Source organism: Vandammella animalimorsus (genome assembly GCF_002288875.1).
GTDB lineage: Bacteria > Pseudomonadota > Gammaproteobacteria > Burkholderiales > Burkholderiaceae_C > Lampropedia > Lampropedia animalimorsus.
On sequence record NZ_NTBH01000006.1, the window covers coordinates 177,702 to 198,655 of the forward strand.

A 20,954-nucleotide genomic window follows, 5' to 3' on the forward strand; every position below is an offset into this window, starting at 1 on the left:
GGCAGTTCTCTTTCCAAAAAAATGCACCGCCGGATGTTGCCATCCAGCGGTGTCGTATTCCATCGCAAAAAAATGCGCCCACTCTCTGTGCTTTGGGCGGTGGCGGCGATTGTAACGGCTTGGCCGCGAGCCGGGCGCAAACCGCCATCGGACTGGCCCATCGACGCACAAGGGCGGCGCACCAAGGCGGCAAATGGGCGACAGCCCGCCCGGGCGCAGCTGCCAGCAAGGCCGCAGAACTCCCGCACAATCGCCCCTTTGCGTGAAATAGAAGGAGACACATATGCCCGCACCCCCTCCCCCCGCCACCATCTACAGCGCTTTACAAGACGTTGCCCAGCGCATGCCCGAGCGCCCGGCGCTGACTTTCGTGCGCGACGGCAGCGAGCAAGAGCAGGCGCGCGTCGTGTCCTACCGCGAGTTGCTCGCCGGCATCACCCAGGCGGCCAACCTGTTCGTGCAATGCGGCGGGGTGGGCGTTGGCGTGGCCTATCTGCTGCCCTCGGTGGTGGAGACGCACTTCGTGCTCTGGGGCGCGGAGACCGCCGGCTACGCCGTGCCGCTCAACCCCTTTTTGACCGAGGAGCAGATCGAGGAGCTGGTGCGCGGCAGCGGCGCGCGCATTCTGGTCACCGTCGGCGCGCTGGCGCCCGATGTCTGGCAGAAAAGCCTGCACGTGCAGCGCCGCATTCCCGGCCTGCAACTGCTGTGCCTGGGCCCGGCAGGCCCGATGGACGAGGCCGCAGAGGGCGCAGTCATCCAGGACCTGGGCGCGGCGCTGGCGCAGCAGCCCGGCGAGCAGCTGCAGTTCACCCCCGTGGCCGATGCCCAGCAGCCCATTGCCTATTTCCACACCGGCGGCACCACCGGCCTGCCCAAGCTGGTGGCCCACACCCATGAAAACCAGCTCAGCGCCGCGCGCGGCGGCGCCGAGCTGCTGGACGTGCGCCCGCAGGACTGCATCACCAACGGCATGCCGCTGTTTCACGTCGGCGGCAGCATCGCCTGCAGCCTGGCCTTCTTCCTGCGCGGCGCCAACGTGCTGATGCTCTCGCCGCTGGGCTTTCGCAACCCGGCCATGGTGCAGAACATCTGGCGCATGGTCGAGCGCTACCAGGTCACGGTGCTGGGGGCCGTGCCCACGGCCATGGCCTCGGTGCTGGCCGTGCCCGTCGATGCGCGCATCGACACGCTGCGCTGCGGCGTCACCGGCGCAGCGCTGTGCCCGGCGGCGGTCTCGCAGCGCTTTGCGCAGGTCACCGGCAAGCCCATCTATGAATTGCTGGGCATGACCGAGACCGGCGGCGTCACCGCCTCGGACGACGCCCGCGTGCCGCCCACGGCCGGCTCCGTGGGCCGGGCCATCGCCGGCAGCCAGATCCGGGTGCGCCAGCGCCTGACCGACGGGCGCCTGGGCGAGGACTGCGCGCCCGGCGAGGTGGGCGTGCTGTTCGTCACCGGGCCCAACGTCTCGCCCGGCTACCGCGACCCCGACCAGAACGCTGGCGTATTCGAGGAAGGCGGGCTCAACACCGGCGACCTGGCCTACCTGGACGAGCAGGGCCGGCTGTTCATCGCCGGGCGCAGCAAGGACTTGATCATCCGCAGCGGCCACAACATCGATCCGGCCATGATCGAGCAGGCCTTCACCAACCACCCGGCCGTGGAAGCGGCCGCCGCCGTTGGCCAGCCCGACCGCTACGCCGGCGAGCTGCCGGTGGTCTTCCTGGTGCTGCGCGAGCCACAGACCGACCTGGCCGCCCTGCAGGAATACGCCCAGCAGCACATCGCCGAGCGCCCGGCCTGGCCCAAGGCCCTGTACGTGCTCGACGCCCTGCCCGTGACCGCCGTGGGCAAGCCCTACAAGCCCGCGCTGCGGGCCGAGGCCGCCGTGCGCCTGCTGGAGCCAGCGCTGCGTGAGCTCAGCGGCGATGGCCAATTGCAAGTGCAGGCCAGCGAAGGCGGCAAGCGCGGCCTGGACGTGCGGGTGCGCCTGAGCCAGCCCTCGCCGCAGGCGCAGCAAGCCATCCGCGAAGAGCTCGACGGCTACGCCTTCGCCTGGACGCTGGATGAGGGCTGAGCTGGGCTGACCTGAGGGCTGAGGGCTGAGGGCGGCACATGCAGCGTGTACGATGCCGCACCCAATGCCCGCCCCTTTTTGACCGCATGCGTATGCCCTCACCCCTCCCCCTTCTTCACCGCCGACAGCCGCGCCGGCTGGTCGTCTGCGCCCTGGCTGCGGCGCTGTTGGGCGCTGTCCCCAGCCTGCAGGCCCAAAGCCTGCTGGAGATGGTGCAACAGGCCAGCGGCTACGACGCCCAGTGGCGCGCCGCGCTGGCGCACAAACAGGCTGCCGAGCGCCGCAGCGACCAGGCCCGTGCCGCATTGCTGCCCCAGGTCGGCGTGGGCGCGGAGCTGGCGCGCAGCCACACCCGGGTGCAGCCTTTGGGGCTGCGCCATGACGGCACAACGCGCACCGTCGCGCTGCAGGCCGCCCAGCCCCTGTACCGCCCGGCCGATCGGCTGACGCTGGCACAAAGCAAGCTGGCCATCGAGGACGCAGCCCACCAGCTCGACGCCAGCGCGCAAGACCTGATCGTGCGCGTCGCCCAAGCCTATTTCGACGTGCTGGCCGCGCAAGACACCCTGGCCGTGGTGCGCGCGCAAAAAGCCGCCGTGCAAGAGCAGCTCGCCGCCGCGCAGCGCAACTTCGACGTGGGCAACGCCACCATCACCGACACCCGCGAGGCCCAGGCCCGCTTCGACCTGATCCGCGCACAGGAAATCGCCGCCGAGAACAGCCTGCAGGTGCGTCGCCTGGCGCTGGACCAGACTGTGGGCCAGCCCGGCACGCGCCCCTGGCCGCTGAAACTGCCGGCCAATCTGCTGGCCGCGCTCGCCCCCATTGGCAACGCGGCCAGCCACACGCCCGATGGCAAAGCCAGCAGCGAAGCCAGCCTTGAATCCGACGCCGCCACTGGCACTGCCTCCGACCAACCCGGCAAGGCCATGCCAGCCGCCGGCCTGCAAGACTGGGTGGCCCGCGCCGAGCAATACCAGCCGCAGATCCGCCGCGCGCGCCTGGCGCTGGAGCAAGCCCGGCTGGAGACCGACAAGGCCAAGACCGGCCACCTGCCCACCGTCAACCTCAGCGCGCGCCTGGCCCAGGTACACAACCCCAATGGCACGCCAGCGGCCCCCCACCCCGGCACGCGCAACCAGCAGGCCAGCATTGGCGTGGCGCTGAACATGCCGCTGTTTGCCGGCTTTGCCGTGCAAAACCGCGTCAAGGAGACCCTGGCGCTGCAAGAACAGGCCCGCGCCCAGCTCGACCAGGCCCAGCGCCAGACCGTGCAGGCCACGCGCGAGGCCTTCTTCGGCCTGCAATCGGGCCTGAGCCAGGTGCAGGCGCTGCAGGCGGCCGAGGCCTCCAGCCTCAGCGCCCTGGAGGCCAACCAACTGGGCTACCAGGTCGGCGTGCGCATCAACATCGACGTGCTCAACGCCCAGAGCCAGCTCTACCAGACCCGGCGCGAGCTGGCCCAGGCGCGCTACGGCGTGCTGATGGCGCAGCTGCGTCTGGCGCAAGCCAGCGGCACGCTGGGGTTGGATACTGTGCGCCGCATCAACGCCCTGCTGGCACCCCCGGCAGATGCACCCGCTGCAGCGCCCCAGCCTGCAGGAAACGCCACCCCCGATGCCAGCAGCAAAGCCCCGCCCGCTGCCGCGCCACGCCGCGCGGCTGTTGCGCACTGAAACACTTGCCTGGGCACAGCGCCCCAGGCACTGGCGTCGGCGCATTACCATTGCGCTTCGTTCATCCCGTCACGAAAGGAGATCGCATGTCCCTGATCCGCACCTTGGCCTCGGCCTGCTCCATCAGCGCCTGCCTGTTGCTCGCCAGCGCACCGGCCCACGTAGCCGCCCAGTCCGCAGGCATTGCCGTCTGTGACGACGGCAGCCAGGATCGCCAAGCCTGCCGCCGCGAATTCGGCGCCGCCCGCCAGAAGGCGCCGCAAGACCCGAACGAGGACTTCAGCAACAACGCTCTGCAACGCTGCATGGCCCACAAGGATCTGGACGCCCGCCAGGCCTGCGAAGAGCGCGTGCGCGGTCAGCATGCCGAGCACCAGGGCAGCGTGCTCGGCGGCGGTATGCTGTATGAGCATCGCGCCACGCGCGTCGGCCCGGCGCAGCAGTAAGCGCCTGTTCTTGGAAGCGATTCCAAGAACCTGTTCAAAGGCACGCCCGCAAGGGCGTGCCTTGCATTTCGCCCCGCCATCCCCGACCCCATCCCGTCCCCGAAACCCGCATGGATTCCAAACTTCTCGAACTGCTGGTCTGCCCCGTTACCAAGGGCCCGCTGCGCCTGGATCGCGAACGCAACGAACTGATCTCACGCAGCGCGCGCCTGGCCTACCCCATCCGCGACGGCATCCCCATCCTGCTGGAAAACGAAGCCCGCCCGCTCAGCGATGATGAGCTGGCCGCAGCCGCATGAACAGCATCCCCGCCGCACCGCGCCCGACCACTGCGGCCTTCACCGTGCTGATCCCGGCGCGCATGGCCAGCAACCGCCTGCCCGACAAGCCGCTGGCCGACATCGGCGGCCTGCCCATGGTGGTGCGCGTGGCTCTGCAGGCCAGGCAAAGCCAGGCCCAGGCCGTGATCGTCGCCGCCGATGACCCCCGCATCGCCCAGGCCTGCGCCGCGCACGGCATCGACTGCCTGCCCACCCGCCGCGACCACGCCAGTGGCAGCGACCGCCTGGCCGAGGCCGTGCAGGCCCTGCAGCTGCCCGACGAGGCGCTGGTCGTCAACGTGCAAGGCGATGAGCCCTTCATCCCGCCCGCGCTGATCGACGCCGTGGCCCAGACCCTGGCCCAGTCTGGCCCAGACACCGTGATGGGCACGGCCGCGCACGCCATCGACAACGTGCAGGACTTTCTCAATCCCAACGTCGTCAAACTGGTGCTGGACGCGCGCGGACGCGCGCAGTATTTCAGCCGCGCCCCCATCCCGCACTATCGCGACGCGCGGCAGGCCCATTGGTGGGCCGATGCCAACCAGCCCCACAGCCCCGATGCACGGCTGCACGCACCGCTGCGCCACATCGGCATCTACAGCTATCGCGCCGGCTTTCTCAAAGCCTTCCCGCAGCTGCCGCCGGCCCCCACGGAACAGACCGAGGCGCTGGAGCAGCTGCGCGCGCTCTGGCATGGCCACGCCATTGCCGTACATCTGGCCGAGCAGGCCCCGCCCCCCGGCGTGGATACCCCTGAAGACCTGGAGCGCGCCCGGCGCCACGCCGCAACCAAAGAGCACTGAGCCGCTGTTCAAAATCTCGGCGCGGCCAACGAATAACCCTGCACGGCCCTGGGCCGTATCAGCTTCCTGCAGGCTCAAGGCCTGCCCACGCGCATAATGCGCGGCTTCGCCCGGCGCGATCAACCAATCGCTGATTGCACCAGGCCATCGCATCTTTCTATCTCGGAACCTGTTCCAGATCTCGGCGCGAGCAGGGATTTTGAACAGGCTCTATTGGGTTGGCACCGCAGCGGCAGCGCACACACTGCCGCCTGCCCTGCACTTTTGCACTTCTCTTGCAGACCAAGCCGCCTGCGCGCGCAATCTGCAAGCTCGCCAGAAACAGCCCCCTGACCTGCCCCGCCGCCTGTTGTGCAGCCCTGTGCTGCCATGGCAACGCGGCAGTGTCTGCGTCGTCGGATGGAGAGGTTTTTTCACCCCATCCGCGTGCCTGCACGCCTGTTTGATTTTTTGCAACAGGTTCAAGCCCGCAATCCCAATCGGGCTTGCGTTCGGCATCGGCTGTTTTACCCCAGGCCTTTCCAAGGCCGCTCGACCCATGTCCTCCTCCTATTCTTTGCCCAGCGCCTCTGCGCAGCCCGAGGCCCACACTGCGGCCACCCCGACACCAGCACCCCCTGCTGCTGACAGCCTCAATCCATTCGCCCAGCTGGGCCTGGACGATGCGCTGGTACAGGCTGTCGCCCAAATGGGCTACACCAGCCCCACGCCTGTGCAACAGCGCGCCATCCCGCTGGCGCTGCCGCGCGCGCCGCAGGCTGGCAGCCCCTTCACCGATTTGATGGTCTCCAGCCAGACCGGCAGCGGCAAGACCGCCGCCTTCTTGCTGCCGGTGCTGCACACCCTGATCCAGGCCCACGCCGCACGCAAGGCCGCCGCCCAGGCTGCCTTCGATGCACAAGTCGCCCAGGCCCTGGCCCAGGGCCTGCCGCCGCCCAAGAAACCCAAGCGCAAAAACCCGCTGCAGCGCCGCTTCGAGCCCGTGCACCCCGGCGCGCTGGTGCTGTGCCCCACGCGCGAGCTGGCCATGCAGGTGGCGCGCGAAGCCATTGCGCTGTTGCAGTTCTGCCGTGGCGTGCGCATCGCCAGCGTCATCGGCGGCCTGCCCTACCCCAAGCAAATCGCCCAGCTGCAAAACGCCGACTTGGTCGTGGCCACGCCAGGCCGCCTGTTGGATTTGCAGCGCAGCGGCCAGCTGCTGCTCGATCAGGTGCAATTCCTGGTCGTCGATGAGGCCGACCGCATGCTCGACCTGGGCTTTGCCGAAGACCTCGAAGCCATCCACCGCCTGACAGAACAGCGCCAGCAAACCATGATGTTCAGCGCCACCTTCGCGCCGCGCATCCAGCAGCTGGGCATGCGCGTCATGCACGACGGCGGCCAGCATGTGCAGCGTCTGGAAATCGCCACCGCGCAGCAAAAGCACGTCAACATTGCGCAAAAACTCTTCTGGGCCGACGACGATGCGCACAAGCGCGCCTTGCTTGACACTTGGCTGCGTGACCCGCAGATCGAGCAGGCCATCGTCTTTGCCAGCACCCAGCTCGAATGTGACGCATTGGCCGAGGATCTACAGCAGGCCGGCTTCAGCGCCGTGGCGCTGCACGGCGCGCTGCACCAAGGCCTGCGCAACCGACGCCTGGCAGCGTTGCGCGACGGGCGCGTGCAAATCCTCGTGGCCACCGACGTGGCCGCGCGCGGCATCGACGTGCCAGGCATCAGCCACGTCTTCAACTACGGCCTGCCCATGAAGGCCGAGGACTACACACACCGCATCGGCCGCACCGGCCGCGCCGGCCGCAACGGCCTGGCCATCAGCTTCGCGCAATGGCGCGACCGCCGCCGCATCCACGACATCGAGCAGTTCACGCGCCAGCCGTTTGTCGTCGATACCCTGCCCGGGCTGGAACCCAGCCAGCGCTTCCCGGCCTGGAACGCTGCCCCCCAAGGCCGCGGCAAGCCTGGCGGCAAAGGCGGCGCCCCTGGCCGCAGCGCACGCAACGGCCGCCCAGCCCGCCCTGGCAACAGTGGCATGACTGGCAGCGGCTGGGCTGGCCGCAGCGGCAAGCCGCGCACGCACGGCCACGGCCATGCCAGCGCCCAAACGGCACCAGCCCCCCGCCACCGCAGCGAGCGCAGCGGCGCACGCCATGGCTTGGGCAGCGCCAAGCCCAATCAGCGCCACGCTGGCAAAGTGCGGCAACGCGGCTGATGCCTTCGCCTCAGAGCCTGTGATGAACTTTACCCCCGCGAGAGCGCAAAGCCATGACACGCTCCAGGGGGTGCTGAAACCCAGTATTGCGGCGCGGTTTTCGGTCAAAACTGCGCAGCTGCTGCGGCTTTTGCCTCGAAAAATGCGCTTCGCAAACCGAATCTCCACAAGCTGCGGAGGCTGCAATTTGTGCAGGCCTACTCCAACACACGACCAACCGGCCTGAAGGCCGGTTTTTCTTTGCGCTCTTGAGGCTTGCGCGCGCCCATTCATCAATGTGAATCAGTCTTGTTTGCAGTTTTGTTGTCTACAATGACAGCCTTATATGACAGCCTCATGATCTGAGCTGCGCCGCCCTTGAATGGGGCGGCTTTTTGACAGCCTGTTTCACAACCTGCCCTGGGGGGCGAGGTTGCGCGCGCAGGCTTTGAGCTGTACAGGCCTGCCTTTCTCCACTGCCCTGCCCGATGCCCCATCGCGCCAACCCCACGCCTGCGCCCACTGTCGCGGCCCTCGCGTTACGGCCCGCCCGCAGCGCCGCGCAGGCGCTGGCCCGGTGGCGGCGTTGGGCTGGGCTGATGGCGCGCGTTGTCGCTGCCATCATTGGCGGCTATGTGCTGGCAGCTCTGGTGTCCATAGCGGCGGCGGCCCTGCCCATGCCCAAGACTGAGGGCGTGATGACTGGCACGCTGTTGAGCTTTTTGGTCTATGCCTGCGCAGTGGTCTGGGTGTTTGCCGCGCGCTCGGCGCTGCGCGCCTGGGGCGGTCTGCTGGCTGCGGCACTGCCGCTGCTGGCGCTGGCCTGGCTGGTGTGGCAGGGGGCGCAGGCATGAGCGCGCCCGCTGCCGCACGCCCTGGCGCGCCTGCGGCGCCTGACGCATGCACGGCGGCAAGTCAATCCAAGGCCCGCAAAGCCCCAGCTGCCTCGTCTCGCGGGCTGCGGCAAAGCATGTCCGATCTGCACACCTGGGCCGGGCTGCTGGCGGGCTGGGTGCTGTATGCCATGTTCCTCACCGGCACGGTGAGCTATTTCCGCGAGGAGATTTCGCTGTACCTGCGCCCCGAGCTGCAAGCGCCCGGGGTGGCCGGGGCAACTGCCGCGCCCACACCAGGGCAGACGGCGCAACTGGTGCTCGATGCCGTGCTGGCGCGCGCGCCGGATACGCCACAAATTGGCATCACCCTGCCCACAGCGCGCAACCCAGGCGCCTCAGCCTACTGGATGCCTGCGAACGGCCAGCGCGGGGACTGGGGCAATGCGGTGTTCGATGCCCATGGCCAATCGCACTCGCTGCGCCAGACCGAAGGCGGCGACTTCTTCTACGGTTTTCACTTCAACCTGCATTACGTGCCCATTCTGTGGGGCCGCTGGATCACGGGTTTCTGCGCCATGTTCATGCTGGTGGCCATTGTCAGCGGGGTCATCACACACAAGAAAATCTTCGCCGATTTTTTCACCTTCCGTTGGGGCAAGGGCCAGCGCAGCTGGCTGGATGCGCACAACGGCCTGTCGGTGCTGGGCCTGCCCTTTCATTTCATGATCACCTACAGCGGCCTGGTGATGCTGATGACGCTGTACATGCCTTGGGGTGAGCAGCTGGCGCTGAACGAGCAGGAGCGCGCCCAAGCCATGCAGAGCTTCAGCGCCTGGCGCCCGCCCGCACCGCCACAGCCCGATGCCGCCACTGTGCCTACGGTACCGCTGGCGCCCTTGGTGGCCCAGGCGCAGCAGCATTGGGCTGGCCAAGGCCAGGATGAGGACCAGACCCAAGGCCTGGCAGGGCAAGTGCTGGTGAACAACCCCGGCCAGGCCAACGCCCGCATCATCGTCTCGCGCAGCGCAGCCGGGCGCATCTCAGACCACCCGCGCTATCTGGTGTTCGACGGCAGCAATGGGCGATTGCTGGAAAGCCACGACAGCGCCGCCCCAGCCGCGCAAACGCGCGGCGTGCTCTACGGCCTGCACATGGGCCGCTTTGCCGATGGCACGCTGCGCTGGCTGTATTTCCTCACCAGCCTGGCAGGCACGGCCATGGTGGGCAGCGGTCTGGTGCTATGGACCGTCAAGCGCCGCACGCGCCTGCCTGACCCTGCACGGCCACACATCGGCTTTGCCTTGGTGGAGCGGCTGAACATCGCCACCATTGCTGGCCTGAGCGTGGCCATGGCCGGCTTCTTCTGGCTCAACCGCCTGCTGCCGCTGGGGCTGGCGCAGCGCGCCCAGTGGGAAATCCACGGCTTTTTCATCGTCTGGGCGCTGGCGCTGCTCTACGCTTGCCTGCGCCCGACCAAGCGCGCCTGGGTCGAGCTGCTGGCCCTGGCTGCTGCGCTGCTGGCGCTAGTGCCACTGTTGAACGCCTTGCTCACCGAACGCCATCTTCTGCGCAGCCTGATGCAGGCCGATTGGGTTTTTGCCGGTTTCGAGTTCGCGCTGCTGGCCTTCGCTGCATTGCACGCCCAGTTGGCCTGGCGCACGGCGCGTCACCAGCCAAGGGCCCTGGCGCGCAAGCCGGCGCGCCGCCAACCCAGCACTGTGGCAAGCCGCGCCGCAGCAAGCGCTGCGCCCCGGAGTGCCCAAGCATGAATCACGCGCTGATTTTTCTCGCCAGCCTGCTGGGCTTTGCCTGCTTAGCGATGGCCATGCCGCGCCATCAGCTCGAGGCCTTGGGCCATGAGCTGCCCGCCAGTGCCAGCCGCGCCTTGCGCGGCAGTGGCGCGCTGCTGCTCTTGTTGGCGCTGGCGCTGGCCGTGCGCGGCATGGGCTGGGGGCTGGGGCTGGTGAACTACAGCGGCCACAGCGGCATGGCAGCAGGCGTCGTATTCATGGCATTGCTCATTGACCAACGTCTGCGCCCGCCGCGCTGACACCTTCTCTTTGTTTTTCTCCACTACCCAAGGAAACACTCCATGAAACTGTCCCATCGCCTCCTTGCCACCGCCGCTGCGGCCACCCTGGCCGCTACCCTGGCTGGCTGCGCACACCAGGCTCAGGCCCCAGCCACCCAAGCCCAGGCCGCGCAAGCAGGCACAAAGGCCCAGCCCCAAGTCGTGCGCCAGGCCATTGCCCCTGGCCTGTATGAGCTGGCCTACTCGCCCAAATTCAATGCCGTGTTCGTCAACTCCTCGGGCGGCTTTGGCAAAGATGCGCCGGCCTCGCGCCTGCTGCGTCTGGACCCGCAAACCCTGGCCGTGCTGGACGAAATCCCGCTTCAGCGCCGTGGCTTCGGCATGGCGCTGGACGAAGACGCTGGCCGCCTCTACATCGGCAACACCATCGACTCCTCCGTCACCGTCATCGACATCGCCAGCGGCAAAACCTTGGGCGTGGTGCAGCTGGCCAAGAAAGTCCAGGCCCCAGGCCGCGACGGCAAGATGCAAGAGCGCTATGAGCACCGCTTCCGCCAACTGGTGCTGGACAAAGCCAATGGCCGCTTGTTCATGCCCGGCATGGACTCCAAGAACAGCGCCCTGTACGTTGTCGATACGCGCGCGCTGAAGGTGGAAAAAGTCATCCCCGGCATGGGCTTTACCGCCACCGGCATTGCGTTGGATGAGGCTGCGGGCAAGGTCTATGTCTCCAACCAGCAGGGCCAGCTCTTCACCGTTGATGCGCGCACGCTCAAGCTGGAGAAAAAGCACGAGATCGCCCTGGATCAGCCGCTGAACCTGGCCTTCGACGCGAAAAGCAAGCGCCTGTTTGCCGTCGATCAGGGGCTGGATGCCTTCAACCAATCGCGCGAGCGCGCCGGCATCAAAAACTACGTCTCGCGCGGCCGTGGCGACCGCATCGTCGCGCTGGATCCCAAGAACGGCTCGCTGCTGGCCAGTCAGCCCACCAAGGGCAAAGGCCCCGTTGCCTTGCTGGCCGACCCCGAGCGTGGTCGCCTGTGGGTGACCACCCGCGAAGGCGCCAGCGTGGAAGTGTTCCATCTCAAAACCTTCCAGCCGTTGCAGCGCTTTGATCTGCCCTCGCACCCCAACAGCCTGTCGCTGGATGCGCAAACCGGCGCTGTGTACGCCACCATCAAGAACGGCAAGAACGATGCCAAGGGCAGCAACGAAAGCGTGGTGCGCCTGAGCTTCTAAGAGACTTTGAACAGGCTCCAAGAACCTGTTCAAAGCCGCCTACAGCCCAGGCCCTGCGCCTGGGCTGTAGGGCGCACAACACCGGCGCGCGCAAGGCAAACCTGGCGCGCGCCGGCTTGCGTTTGGCCAGCGCGTCGTGGAAACAGGGCTGGCGCGCGCTCAATGCCCGCTATCGGGCGGCTGCTTGCGCTGCGCATCGGCCGGCGCGGCCGGCGGCCACAGCAGCGCCATGGGGCCGGCGCGCAGTTGCCTGAACAAGGCCTGCAGCAGCTTGCCCAGGCTGGGGATTTCCGTATCGCGAGCGCGCAACGCCACGCGCAGCGCCAGGAAGAAGCTCAGCCACAGATTGACCATGCCAATCAGCAGCACATACAACAAGCCCAGCGCAAAGACTTTGGCGCCCAGCTCGGCACCGCTGGCCGCGTAGCTGAGGTTGGCCGACGAGAAGGCAATGTGCCGGATGTCCAGCGGCAGGTGCAGCAAGTGGCCGATGTAGGGCGTCACGCCCAGCAGCACACCGAAGTAGAAATTGCCGTGCAACGCGCCGAAATGCTCGTGCAGGTAATTGGCAAAGCGCTGCTGGCGCGCCGGCCCCAGCCAGCGCAGCGCCGGATGCACCGCCAGGCGCTCGCGCAGCCGCACGTAATCGGCCCGATTGTCGTAATAGCCGGAGATGATGCCGGCGCAAAACAGCCACAGCGCGGCGATGGCCGCATACCACAGCGCAGGCACGGGCTTGAGGGCCTTGAGCTGGTAGGCCACTTCATCGGCCGTGAGCAGGGCCTGGCCTGCATGGCGCTGATACAGCCATGCCACGCCAGCGGCTACGAGCATGGCCAGGCACACATTGCCCAGCACGGCCACGCTTTGTGAGCGGTGCACGCTGATGAGCAGGTCGGCCAGGTGCTTGGGCAGGTTGCGGCTGTTCTGGCCCTGCTGCACGCTCTCAGCAATGCTGGCGGCCGTCATGGCGGGTTGCTTGGTGGCGATGGTAAAGCCCAGCAGGTGCACGATGACAAAGCCAATGCCGTAGTTCAAGCTGATGAGCAGCGTGCTCCAGAACGGCGCGAGCTGCCAGCGGCCGATCTCAATCTTCAGCAGGGCCATCAGGGCAATCAGCACCCCCGCGCCAGCGGCCGAGCGCAGCATGTGCCAATACTCCTGCCCGGTGGTGGTGATGTAGTGCTCGCCATGCTCGCTTTTGCTGCTGCTGATGCTCTTGCTGAGCATGCTGGCGCTGTTGCGCACGAATTCGCGAATGCTGCGCTGCTCCAGCCCGCTGTTGATGATTTGCCCCAATTGCACCAGCCAGGCGCGGGCGCTGCGCTCCGAACGCTCGCTGGTGAGCATGGTGAGAATGCCTTCGAGCCGATCCAGGCTTTGGCCCAGGCGTTCGAGCAAATGGGCCGTGCTCAGCGAAGCGCCGCTTTGGTTGCCCAAGCGGCGCAGGTGGGCGACCTGCTCGCGGCTTTGGTCGAGCATCACATCCAGCTGGGCTGTGTCGGGCAGCTCACGCCCGGCGCGCTCGGCCTCAACCAGGTTCTGCACTTCACGCTGCAGGCTGAGAAAGGCCGAGTCCACCTCCAGCAGGCGCGGGTTCAAACGGATCAGATCCGGGTTGAGGTCTTCGCCCGCCACCCACAGCGCCAGCATTTCCGCCGCGCGCAGCAACTGGTCGCGCACATAGTGCTGGCTGGCTTCGCGTTGCTGCGCGCTGCCCAGCTGCTCGTACAGCCGCAGCCAAAGGCGTGGCGCAATGCTGTTGAGCCAGTCCAGATCGCTGGGGCGAAGCACGGTCTGCAGCACATCTTCGAGCACGTCGGGCTGGCGCGGCGGCGGATTGATGCGGTCGTACAGGCGGCGCCGAAGCTCGCGCCCGAAATCCTGGCGTGAATAAATGCCGGTCTGCACAAAGCCAGTGGCCAGGCGGGAGTGTTGCAACCACTGGTGGAACAGGCTGGCGACATGTTCGTTGATTTCAGGCTGCTCCTGCAGCGCATCAAGAAAGTCGCGCAAGGCGTCGCCTGCCTGCTCGGCATTGCTGCGCAGGTGTTGCACCAGCAGCTGCAGCGCGCTTTGAAAATCGGCACAGCCCGCAAAAGGCGTGAGATCAGGCTGGGACATGGGTGGGCCTTGCAATCACAAGTACAAGTCAAGGGGATTCAAAAAGCGCCCAGGCAAGCGGCCTTCAGGCAGGCCTGCCAGTGGGCGCTAGACAGGGCGCTGAACAGGGCACTGATCTTGCGCGCTGAAATGCGGGCGTTGCATGGGCGCCGCAGCGCGCGTTGAGGGGCGCAGCGCCCGTGAGATGGCGCGCCGCGCAGCCGTCACTCAGCCACGCAATCGGCAAAGAACTGCTTGCTGCCGTCGGGCTGCGTCTGCACGACCAGGCCGTGGATGTCGGTCTCGAAGCCGGGCAGCTGCTGCGCAAATTCGCGCGCGAACTTCAGGTAATCGACGATCTTGCGGTTGAAGACTTCGCCAGGGATGAGCAGCGGAATGCCCGGCGGATACGGCGTGACCAGGCCCACGGTGATGCGGCCTTCGAGCTCGTCGATGACGACGCGCTCGGTCTTGCGGTGCGCAATGTGGGCATAGGCATCGGCCGGGCGCATGGCAGGCTTGAGATCCGACAGATAAATCTCCGTGGTCAGGCGCGCGATGTCGTACTTGGCGTAAAGCTGGTGCACGTGCTGGCACAGATCACGCAGGCCCATGCGCTCGTAGCGGCGGTGCTGGTGGCTGAACTCGGGCATGATGCGCCACAGCGGCTGGTTCTTGTCGTAGTCGTCCTTGAACTGCTGCAGGGCAGTGAGCAGCGTGTTCCAGCGGCCCTTGGTGATGCCGATGGTGAACATGACAAAGAAGCTGTACAGGCCCGTCTTCTCCACCACCACGCCATGCTCGGCCAGGAACTTGGTGACGATGGCGGCGGGGATGCCGGTCTTGTCGAACTTGCCATCCAGGTCCAGCCCCGGCGTGACGATGGTGGCCTTGATCGGATCGAGCATGTTGAAGCCGTCGGCCAGATTGCCAAAGCCGTGCCAGTTGCTCGATGCCTTGCGGCTCTTGCTGCCGTTGCTGCGGATGATCCAGTCGGCCGAGCGGCCCACGCCCTGCTCGGCCAGCGCCTCGGGGCCCCAGACTTTGAACCACCAGTCGTTCTTGCCAAAGTCCTGCTCGACTTTGCGCATGGCGCGGCGGAAGTCCAGCGCTTCCTGCAGGCTCTCCTCCACCAGCGCCTGGCCGCCGGGCAGCTCCATCATCGCGGCGGCCACGTCGCAGCTGGCGATGATGCTGTACTGCGGGCTGGTGCTGGTGTGCATCAGGTAGGCCTCGTTGAACAGCGCGCGGTCGAGCTTTTGCTCCTGCGAATCCTGCACCAGCACGTGGCTGGCCTGGCTGATGCCGGCCAGCAGCTTGTGAATGGATTGGGTGGAATAGACCACGCTGGTCTTGGGGCGCGGGCGCTTGCGGCCCATGGCATGGTAGGTGCCGTAGAAGGGGTTGAAGGCCGCGTGCGGCAGCCAGGCCTCGTCAAAGTGCAGGTTGTCCACATAGCCATCGAGCATTTGCTTGATGGTTTCGGTGTTGTAGAGCACGCCGTCGTAGGTCGATTGCGTCAGCGTCAGCACGCGCGGGCGCACTTTCTTGGCATCCACGCCCTTGAGCAGCGGGTGCGCCTTGATCTTTTTCTGGATGCTGGCCGGCTCGAATTCGCTCTTGGGAATGGGGCCGATGATGCCGTAATGGTTGCGCGTGGGCTTGAGGAACACCGGGATCGCGCCGGTCATGATGATGCTGTGCAGGATGGACTTGTGGCAGTTGCGGTCCACCACCACCACGTCGCCGGGGGCCACCGTGTGGTGCCAGACGATCTTGTTGGACGTGCTGGTGCCATTGGTGACGAAAAAGCAGTGATCGGCATTGAAGATGCGCGCGGCGTTGCGCTCGCTCTCGCCAATGGCGCCGTTGTGGTCCAGCAGCTGGCCCAGCTCCTCCACGGCATTGCACACGTCCGCGCGCAGCATGTTCTCGCCGTAGAACTGGTGGTACATCTGGCCGATGGGGCTTTTCAAAAAGGCCACGCCGCCCGAGTGCCCCGGGCAGTGCCAGGAGTAGGAGCCGTCCTCGGCATAGTCCAGCAGCGCCTTGAAGAACGGCGGCTGGATGCTCTCCAAGTAATTCTTGGCTTCGCGGATGAGGTGGCGCGCGACAAACTCGGGCGTGTCCTCGAACATGTGGATGAAGCCGTGCAGCTCACGAAGGATGTCGTTGGGCAGGTGCTGGCTGGTCTTGGTCTCGCCGTGGATGTAGATGGGCACCTCATCATTGCGGCGGCGCACCTCGCCGATGAAATCGCGCAGCTCAGCAATGACCTCGGCCTCCTCGTCGCCCTCGCTCTCGATCAGCTCCTCATCGTCGATGGACAGCACAAAGGCGCTGGCGCGGCTTTGCTGCTGGGCGAACTGGCGCAGATCGCCATAGCTGGTGGCTCCGACGACCTCGAAGCCCTCTTTCTCAATGGCTTCGGCCAGGGCGCGGATACCCAGGCCCGAGGTGTTATCGGAGCGGTAGTCCTCGTCGATGATGACGATGGGGAAGCGAAATTTCATGAGGCACTCCAGACTGGCTGCGCCAGTTCGAAATGGAAAACGAATCGGGGCACAATGCCCACGGCCAGTGCCGCTGGCCGAGCGAGCCGCGCAGTGTAAAGGAAACCGCAGGAAACGCCCGGCCCATTGCAGCGGCCCACTCATTCATGGCCGTGCGAACCCTCCTGCAGCCCTCCCCGCATGGGCACACACTGGCCTGCCGACGCTCCAATTACCCCAACACGATGGACCAGACACCCGCACCGCCGCCAGACCACCCCCAGGCGGCTGCCGCCCAGCCCACGCGCCAGGCGCTGCTGCGGCAGGCTCAAAGCCTGCCGAGCCTGCCGGGCGTGTACCGTTTCTTCGATGCACGCGAGCAGCTGCTGTACGTGGGCAAGGCCAAAAGCCTGAAAAAGCGCGTCAGCAGCTACTTTCAGAAAGAGCATGGCGGCACGCGCATCGGCCACATGGTGGGGCAGATTGCGAGGCTGCAGACCACCGTGGTGCGCTCCGAGGCCGAGGCCCTGCTGCTGGAAAACAACCTCATCAAGACGCAGCACCCCAAGTACAACATCCTGTTTCGCGATGACAAGAGCTATCCCTATCTGAAAATTTCCGGGCACAGCCAGGCGCGCGGCCAAACGCGCAGCGCGGCTGCGCAAGGCGCGCAGGGGGAGGCAGCGCAACCGCTGCAGGCGCAAGACTTCCCGCGCATCAGCTACTACCGCGGCGGCACGGACCGCCTGCACCACTACTTCGGCCCCTACCCCAATGCCTGGGCCGTCAAGGAAACCATCGAGCTGCTGCAGCGCGTGTTCCTGCTGCGCACCTGCGAGGACACGGTGTTCGCCCACCGCACCCGCCCCTGCCTGTTGCACCAGATCAAGCGCTGTTCGGCGCCCTGCGTGGGCCTGATCAGCGCCCAAGCCTACCAGGCCGACGTGCAACAGGCCCAGGCCCTGCTGCACGGCCAGGCCGATGCGCTGGTGCAACAACTGCAGCAGCGCATGATGCAGCACGCCCAGCAGCTCGAATACGAGCAGGCCGCCGCCGTGCGCGACCGCATCGCCTCGCTCTCGACCGTGCTGCAGCAACAGGCCGTGGAAACCGTGGGCGATGCCGACGTGGACATCATCGCCGTGCAACGCCAGGGCGGCAAAGCCTGCGTCAACCTGGCCATGGTGCGCGGCGGCCGCCACCTGGGCGATCGCGCCTACTTCCCCTCCCAGCTGGAGGCTGCGCTGGCTCTGCACGATGACGCCGATGCCGATGGCGCTGAAACGGCCGACATTGACATGCCGGAGAGCGCCTCAGCCGCCGGCGCAGCCGAGAGCGCCGCACCCCACAATGCAGCCCCAGACACTGCCCCCCCAGCCACGGTCGACGATGCCGCATCAGGCGCCGCTCCAGAAACCAGTGTGGATGCCTTGGCAACGGACAGCGCCGACAGCGCCGAGCAAGCCATCCTCGCGGCCTTCATCGCCCAACACTATCTGAACTACCCGGCCCCAGCGCTGCTGATCACCAGCCACCCGGTCGCGCCGCAGCTACTGGCCCTGCTGCGCCAGCAAGGCCAGCGCACGCTGCGCAACGTGGTGCAGCCACGCGGCCAGCGCAAGGCCTGGCTGGAAATGGCGCAAAAAAATGCCCAGCTGCAACTGGCGCGCCTGCTGGGCGAGGAAGGCTCGCAAAAAGCCCGCACCCGCGCCCTGGCGCAGGCCCTGGGGCTGGCGCTGGACGAAGCCCAGCTCGACGACTGGCGCATCGAATGCTTTGACATCTCGCACACCGCTGGCGAAGCCACGCAGGCCTCCTGCGTCGTCTTCCAGCAGCATCGCATGCAAAGCAGCGCCTACCGGCGCTACCACATCAAGGGCATCACCGGCGGCGATGACTACGCTGCCATGCGCCAGGTGCTCACGCGGCGCTACGGCAAACTCGCCCCGGCCCAGGCTCAGCCACTGGCGGCCGATGCCGACGCGGCCACCAGCGCCGGCACGGCGCGCCTGCCCGACCTGGTGCTCATCGACGGCGGCCGCGGCCAGGTGGCCGCAGCGCGCGCAGTCTTCGAGCAACTGGGCCTGAACCCCAGCCTGCTGGTGGGCGTGGAAAAAGGCGCCGGGCGCAAGGTCGGCCTGGAAGAGCTGGTCTTTGCCGATGACCGCCCCAAGCTCAGCCTGCCGCCCAACAGCGCCGCGCTGATGCTGGTGGCGCAAATCCGCGACGAGGCGCACCGCTTCGCCATCACCGGCATGCGCGCCCAGCGCGCCCGCGTGCGCACCGGCGGCAGCCGCCTGGAAGACATCCCAGGCATCGGCCCCAAGCGCCGCGCTCGCCTGCTGCAACGCTTTGGCGGCGTGCAAGGCGTGGCCCAGGCCAGCGTGGAGGACTTGATGACCGTCGAAGGCATATCCAGCGAGCTGGCGCAAAGCATCTACCACACGCTGCGCGGATAGAGCGGGCCGCCCCAGGGCCTGCAAGCCAAGCGCATGCACCAAAGCCACTGATAATACGCAGCCATTCGATGCCACAGCACTGCTCAAGATCGATTGGCGCGTCCATCCACCATGTCATTGACCCTCCCCACCCTGCTGACCTTGAGCCGGATCGCGGCAATCCCCGGCATCGTGCTGGTGTTCTACCTGCCCACAGGCATCACGCAGGCCAACACCATCGCCGCCGCGCTGTTCGTGCTCTTTGCCCTGACCGATTGGCTAGACGGCTATCTGGCGCGCCGCCTGGGCCAGACATCGGCCTTTGGCGCCTTTCTCGACCCCGTGGCCGACAAGTTCCTGGTCTGCTCCACCGTACTGCTGCTGGTGCACCTGCAGCGCATCGACGTCTTCGTCGCCCTGATCATCATCGGACGCGAGATCGCCATCTCCGCCCTGCGCGAATGGATGGCCCAGATCGGTGCAGCCTCCAGCGTCGCCGTGCATATGCTGGGCAAACTCAAAACCTCGCTGCAAATGCTGGCCATCCCCTTTCTGCTCTACGACGGCCTGCTGCCGCCGGGCTGGCACAGCCGGCTGCCCGGCCAAATCCTGCTGTGGATGGCCGCCGGCCTGACCATCTGGTCCATGGTCTACTACATGCGCAAGGCCTCTTTGGCCATCCGCACCCGCCTGGGGCAGTAGAATCCGCCCCGCAAACCGGGCAGGCCAGCCCATCACACTGCGATGTGGCAGGGTTAATCCCAGGCTGGCGGGCCCGTCCCATGCTTGACACAGAGATAGGGGCATTGCTCTAATCGCCGCTTTCGGCATCCGGCCGGGCAGCGCGGTCACTGCATGGCATGTAAAAGCCACGCGCGTCTGAGAGCCTTTGCCACGCTGCAACCAGTGCACCAGCGTGCAGCGCCACAATCAATCAACGTCCGCCATCCGACCCGGCCCGGCGGTTTTCATTTCATCCAGAGAGGCATACCGTGAACAAAACAGAACTGGTCGAACACATCGCCGCCCAGGCAGACATCTCCAAAGCTGCCGCCGCCCGCGCGCTGGAAGCCACCATCGGCGCCATCAAGACCACCCTGAAAAAAGGCGGCACCGTGTCGGTCATCGGCTTCGGCACCTTCGAAGTCTCCAAGCGCGCCGCCCGCAAAGGCCGCAACCCGCAAACCGGCGAGAGCATCAAGATCAAAGCCGCCAAAGTGCCGAAGTTCCGCGCCGGAAAAGCCCTCAAAGATGCTGTAAAATAAGCGCTTTACGGTGGGGTGCTTAGCTCAGTTGGTAGAGCGGCGCCCTTACAAGGCGTAGGTCAGCGGTTCGACCCCGTTAGCACCCACCAACACCCACCCGATCTCAACAAAAAAGGACTTGGATTTTCTCCAAGTCCTTTTTTTATTGTCCATTCACGTACGTAAAGACCCAAACGCAAAGTCCAACAGTGCCCAAGAAAAATTAAGTCACCCACCCCTAGCCTCCAGCTGCGCGCGGTGTCTATGAGCCCACCCAGGGCATTGACGCGCAGGTCAATGTGGGTTTCTCGGTATTCGCCGTTGGGCTGGCGCACGCTGGGCGCGCTGGCGCTCAGTTGCAGGCCCACTCCCAGCTCGACTTCTGCTACCCAGGGGTTGGCCGTGCCCGACAGGTGCGACTGCGCTTGCGCTGGCAAGGGCAGCAGGGGCGATAGGGCGAGCAGCAGGGCCTGCAGCCAGGGCATAGATCGGCGGCTGGGGGTTGATTTGCGATATTTATGGGACAGCGACATGAATACAAAAATAATATCGAACAAGGCAATTAAAAATTCTTTTTTGATGAAATCTCCACATCACCAACCCCAATCAGGCTTCCATATACATCAAACTCCATAACATCCACAGCAACAAGAAAGTCAATAGCATCTTTTTCTGTAGCCATACGAAGATTGAATATAACAGCCCCAGTTTTATCATCCACAAACCCTCTATAAGCCCCCTTTTCTTTCTCGAAAGATGAAAACACTCTACCTTCCGATCTTATAGAAAAAGAATAAAGACTTTCTTTATTTACACCAAAAATAGCAATAGTCAAATACCCAACATTAGAGCAAGAGTCAGTCCCAGCGATTGGTCGCTGATAATCTGCAACCTCCACTTTAATTTTCGACACCTCCCCTTTATTTACCCCTCCTTCTAAAAAATCAACATAATTCACATAACCAGTTTCACCTATCGAGCAAGAAAACAAATCCGCCTGCAAAAAAAACATTAAAAAACAAACAATCAAATATTTCATACCCTCTCCCAA

Annotated in this window: 17 protein-coding genes and 1 tRNA gene; 14 read left to right on the forward strand and 4 right to left on the reverse strand. The window is 65.7% G+C overall.

The genetic code is table 11. The features are described from left to right. Nucleotides 1-283: 283 nt before the first annotated feature. The 10 genes from CLI93_RS10295 (at nt 284) to CLI93_RS10340 (ending at nt 11,626) form a co-directional block, all read left to right on the forward strand. Entirely contained in the window at nt 284-2,080 is a 1,797-nt protein-coding gene (locus tag CLI93_RS10295; RefSeq protein ID WP_095995810.1) for an AMP-binding protein, read from the forward strand. 92 nt (nt 2,081-2,172) lie between these two features. Beyond that, nucleotides 2,173-3,756, forward strand: a complete 1,584-nt coding sequence (locus CLI93_RS10300; RefSeq protein WP_095995811.1) for a TolC family protein — start codon at nt 2,173-2,175, stop codon at nt 3,754-3,756. 86 nt (nt 3,757-3,842) lie between these two features. Then, nucleotides 3,843-4,202, forward strand: a complete 360-nt coding sequence (locus CLI93_RS10305) for a hypothetical protein (protein WP_095538378.1) — start codon at nt 3,843-3,845, stop codon at nt 4,200-4,202. Nucleotides 4,203-4,312: 110 nt separating this feature from the next. Further along, a complete protein-coding gene (locus CLI93_RS10310; protein WP_095538377.1) occupies nt 4,313-4,501 on the forward strand; it encodes a Trm112 family protein in 189 nt (62 codons plus the stop codon). Then, the gene (gene kdsB, locus CLI93_RS10315) at nt 4,498-5,328 is read left to right on the forward strand and encodes a 3-deoxy-manno-octulosonate cytidylyltransferase (RefSeq protein WP_095542408.1); all 831 of its coding nucleotides are present in this window, start codon (nt 4,498-4,500) and stop codon (nt 5,326-5,328) included. The genes CLI93_RS10310 and kdsB overlap by 4 nt, the downstream gene beginning before the upstream one ends. 538 nt (nt 5,329-5,866) lie before the next feature. Beyond that, entirely contained in the window at nt 5,867-7,540 is a 1,674-nt protein-coding gene (locus tag CLI93_RS10320) for a DEAD/DEAH box helicase (protein WP_095542409.1), read from the forward strand. Between the two features lie 467 nt (nt 7,541-8,007). Then, nucleotides 8,008-8,373, forward strand: a complete 366-nt coding sequence (locus CLI93_RS10325; RefSeq protein ID WP_095542410.1) for a DUF3649 domain-containing protein — start codon at nt 8,008-8,010, stop codon at nt 8,371-8,373. 116 nt (nt 8,374-8,489) lie between these two features. After that, nucleotides 8,490-10,124, forward strand: a complete 1,635-nt coding sequence (locus tag CLI93_RS10330) for a PepSY-associated TM helix domain-containing protein (RefSeq protein ID WP_238945810.1) — start codon at nt 8,490-8,492, stop codon at nt 10,122-10,124. Continuing rightward, nucleotides 10,121-10,405, forward strand: coding sequence for a DUF3325 domain-containing protein (locus CLI93_RS10335; protein WP_095542412.1), 285 nt, complete (start codon nt 10,121-10,123; stop codon nt 10,403-10,405). Before CLI93_RS10330 ends, CLI93_RS10335 begins: the two co-directional genes overlap by 4 nt. Before the next feature lie 42 nt (nt 10,406-10,447). Continuing rightward, nucleotides 10,448-11,626, forward strand: coding sequence for a YncE family protein (locus CLI93_RS10340; RefSeq protein WP_095542413.1), 1,179 nt, complete (start codon nt 10,448-10,450; stop codon nt 11,624-11,626). A 159-nt stretch (nt 11,627-11,785) separates the two neighbouring features. Here CLI93_RS10340 and CLI93_RS10345 read toward each other — a convergent pair whose 3' ends face one another. Further along, the gene (locus CLI93_RS10345) at nt 11,786-13,750 is read right to left on the reverse strand and encodes a site-specific recombinase (protein ID WP_095542414.1); all 1,965 of its coding nucleotides are present in this window, start codon (nt 13,748-13,750) and stop codon (nt 11,786-11,788) included. A 203-nt stretch (nt 13,751-13,953) separates the two neighbouring features. Next, a complete protein-coding gene (locus tag CLI93_RS10350; protein WP_095542415.1) occupies nt 13,954-16,242 on the reverse strand; it encodes an arginine/lysine/ornithine decarboxylase in 2,289 nt (762 codons plus the stop codon). Between the two features lie 224 nt (nt 16,243-16,466). On the opposite strand from CLI93_RS10350, the gene CLI93_RS10355 reads away from it, so the two are divergent. From CLI93_RS10355 to CLI93_RS10370, 4 genes are all read left to right on the forward strand, one after another. Next, entirely contained in the window at nt 16,467-18,680 is a 2,214-nt protein-coding gene (locus tag CLI93_RS10355; protein WP_095542431.1) for an excinuclease ABC subunit UvrC, read from the forward strand. A 111-nt stretch (nt 18,681-18,791) separates the two neighbouring features. Then, a complete protein-coding gene (gene pgsA, locus CLI93_RS10360) occupies nt 18,792-19,361 on the forward strand; it encodes a CDP-diacylglycerol--glycerol-3-phosphate 3-phosphatidyltransferase (RefSeq protein ID WP_095542416.1) in 570 nt (189 codons plus the stop codon). Between the two features lie 290 nt (nt 19,362-19,651). Beyond that, nucleotides 19,652-19,924 carry an HU family DNA-binding protein gene (locus tag CLI93_RS10365; protein WP_095538367.1) on the forward strand — a complete coding sequence of 91 codons (273 nt, stop codon included), beginning with the start codon at nt 19,652-19,654 and terminating at the stop codon, nt 19,922-19,924. A 13-nt stretch (nt 19,925-19,937) separates the two neighbouring features. After that, nucleotides 19,938-20,013 (forward strand) — tRNA-Val (locus CLI93_RS10370). Here the strand turns inward: CLI93_RS10370 and CLI93_RS14915 are convergent. Together CLI93_RS14915 and CLI93_RS14920 are read right to left on the reverse strand one after the other, a co-directional pair. After that, the gene (locus CLI93_RS14915; RefSeq protein WP_143326394.1) at nt 19,984-20,460 is read right to left on the reverse strand and encodes a hypothetical protein; all 477 of its coding nucleotides are present in this window, start codon (nt 20,458-20,460) and stop codon (nt 19,984-19,986) included. The genes CLI93_RS10370 and CLI93_RS14915 overlap by 30 nt on opposite strands. A 5-nt stretch (nt 20,461-20,465) precedes the next feature. Then, a complete protein-coding gene (locus tag CLI93_RS14920; protein ID WP_143326395.1) occupies nt 20,466-20,942 on the reverse strand; it encodes a hypothetical protein in 477 nt (158 codons plus the stop codon). Nucleotides 20,943-20,954: the final 12 nt, after the last annotated feature.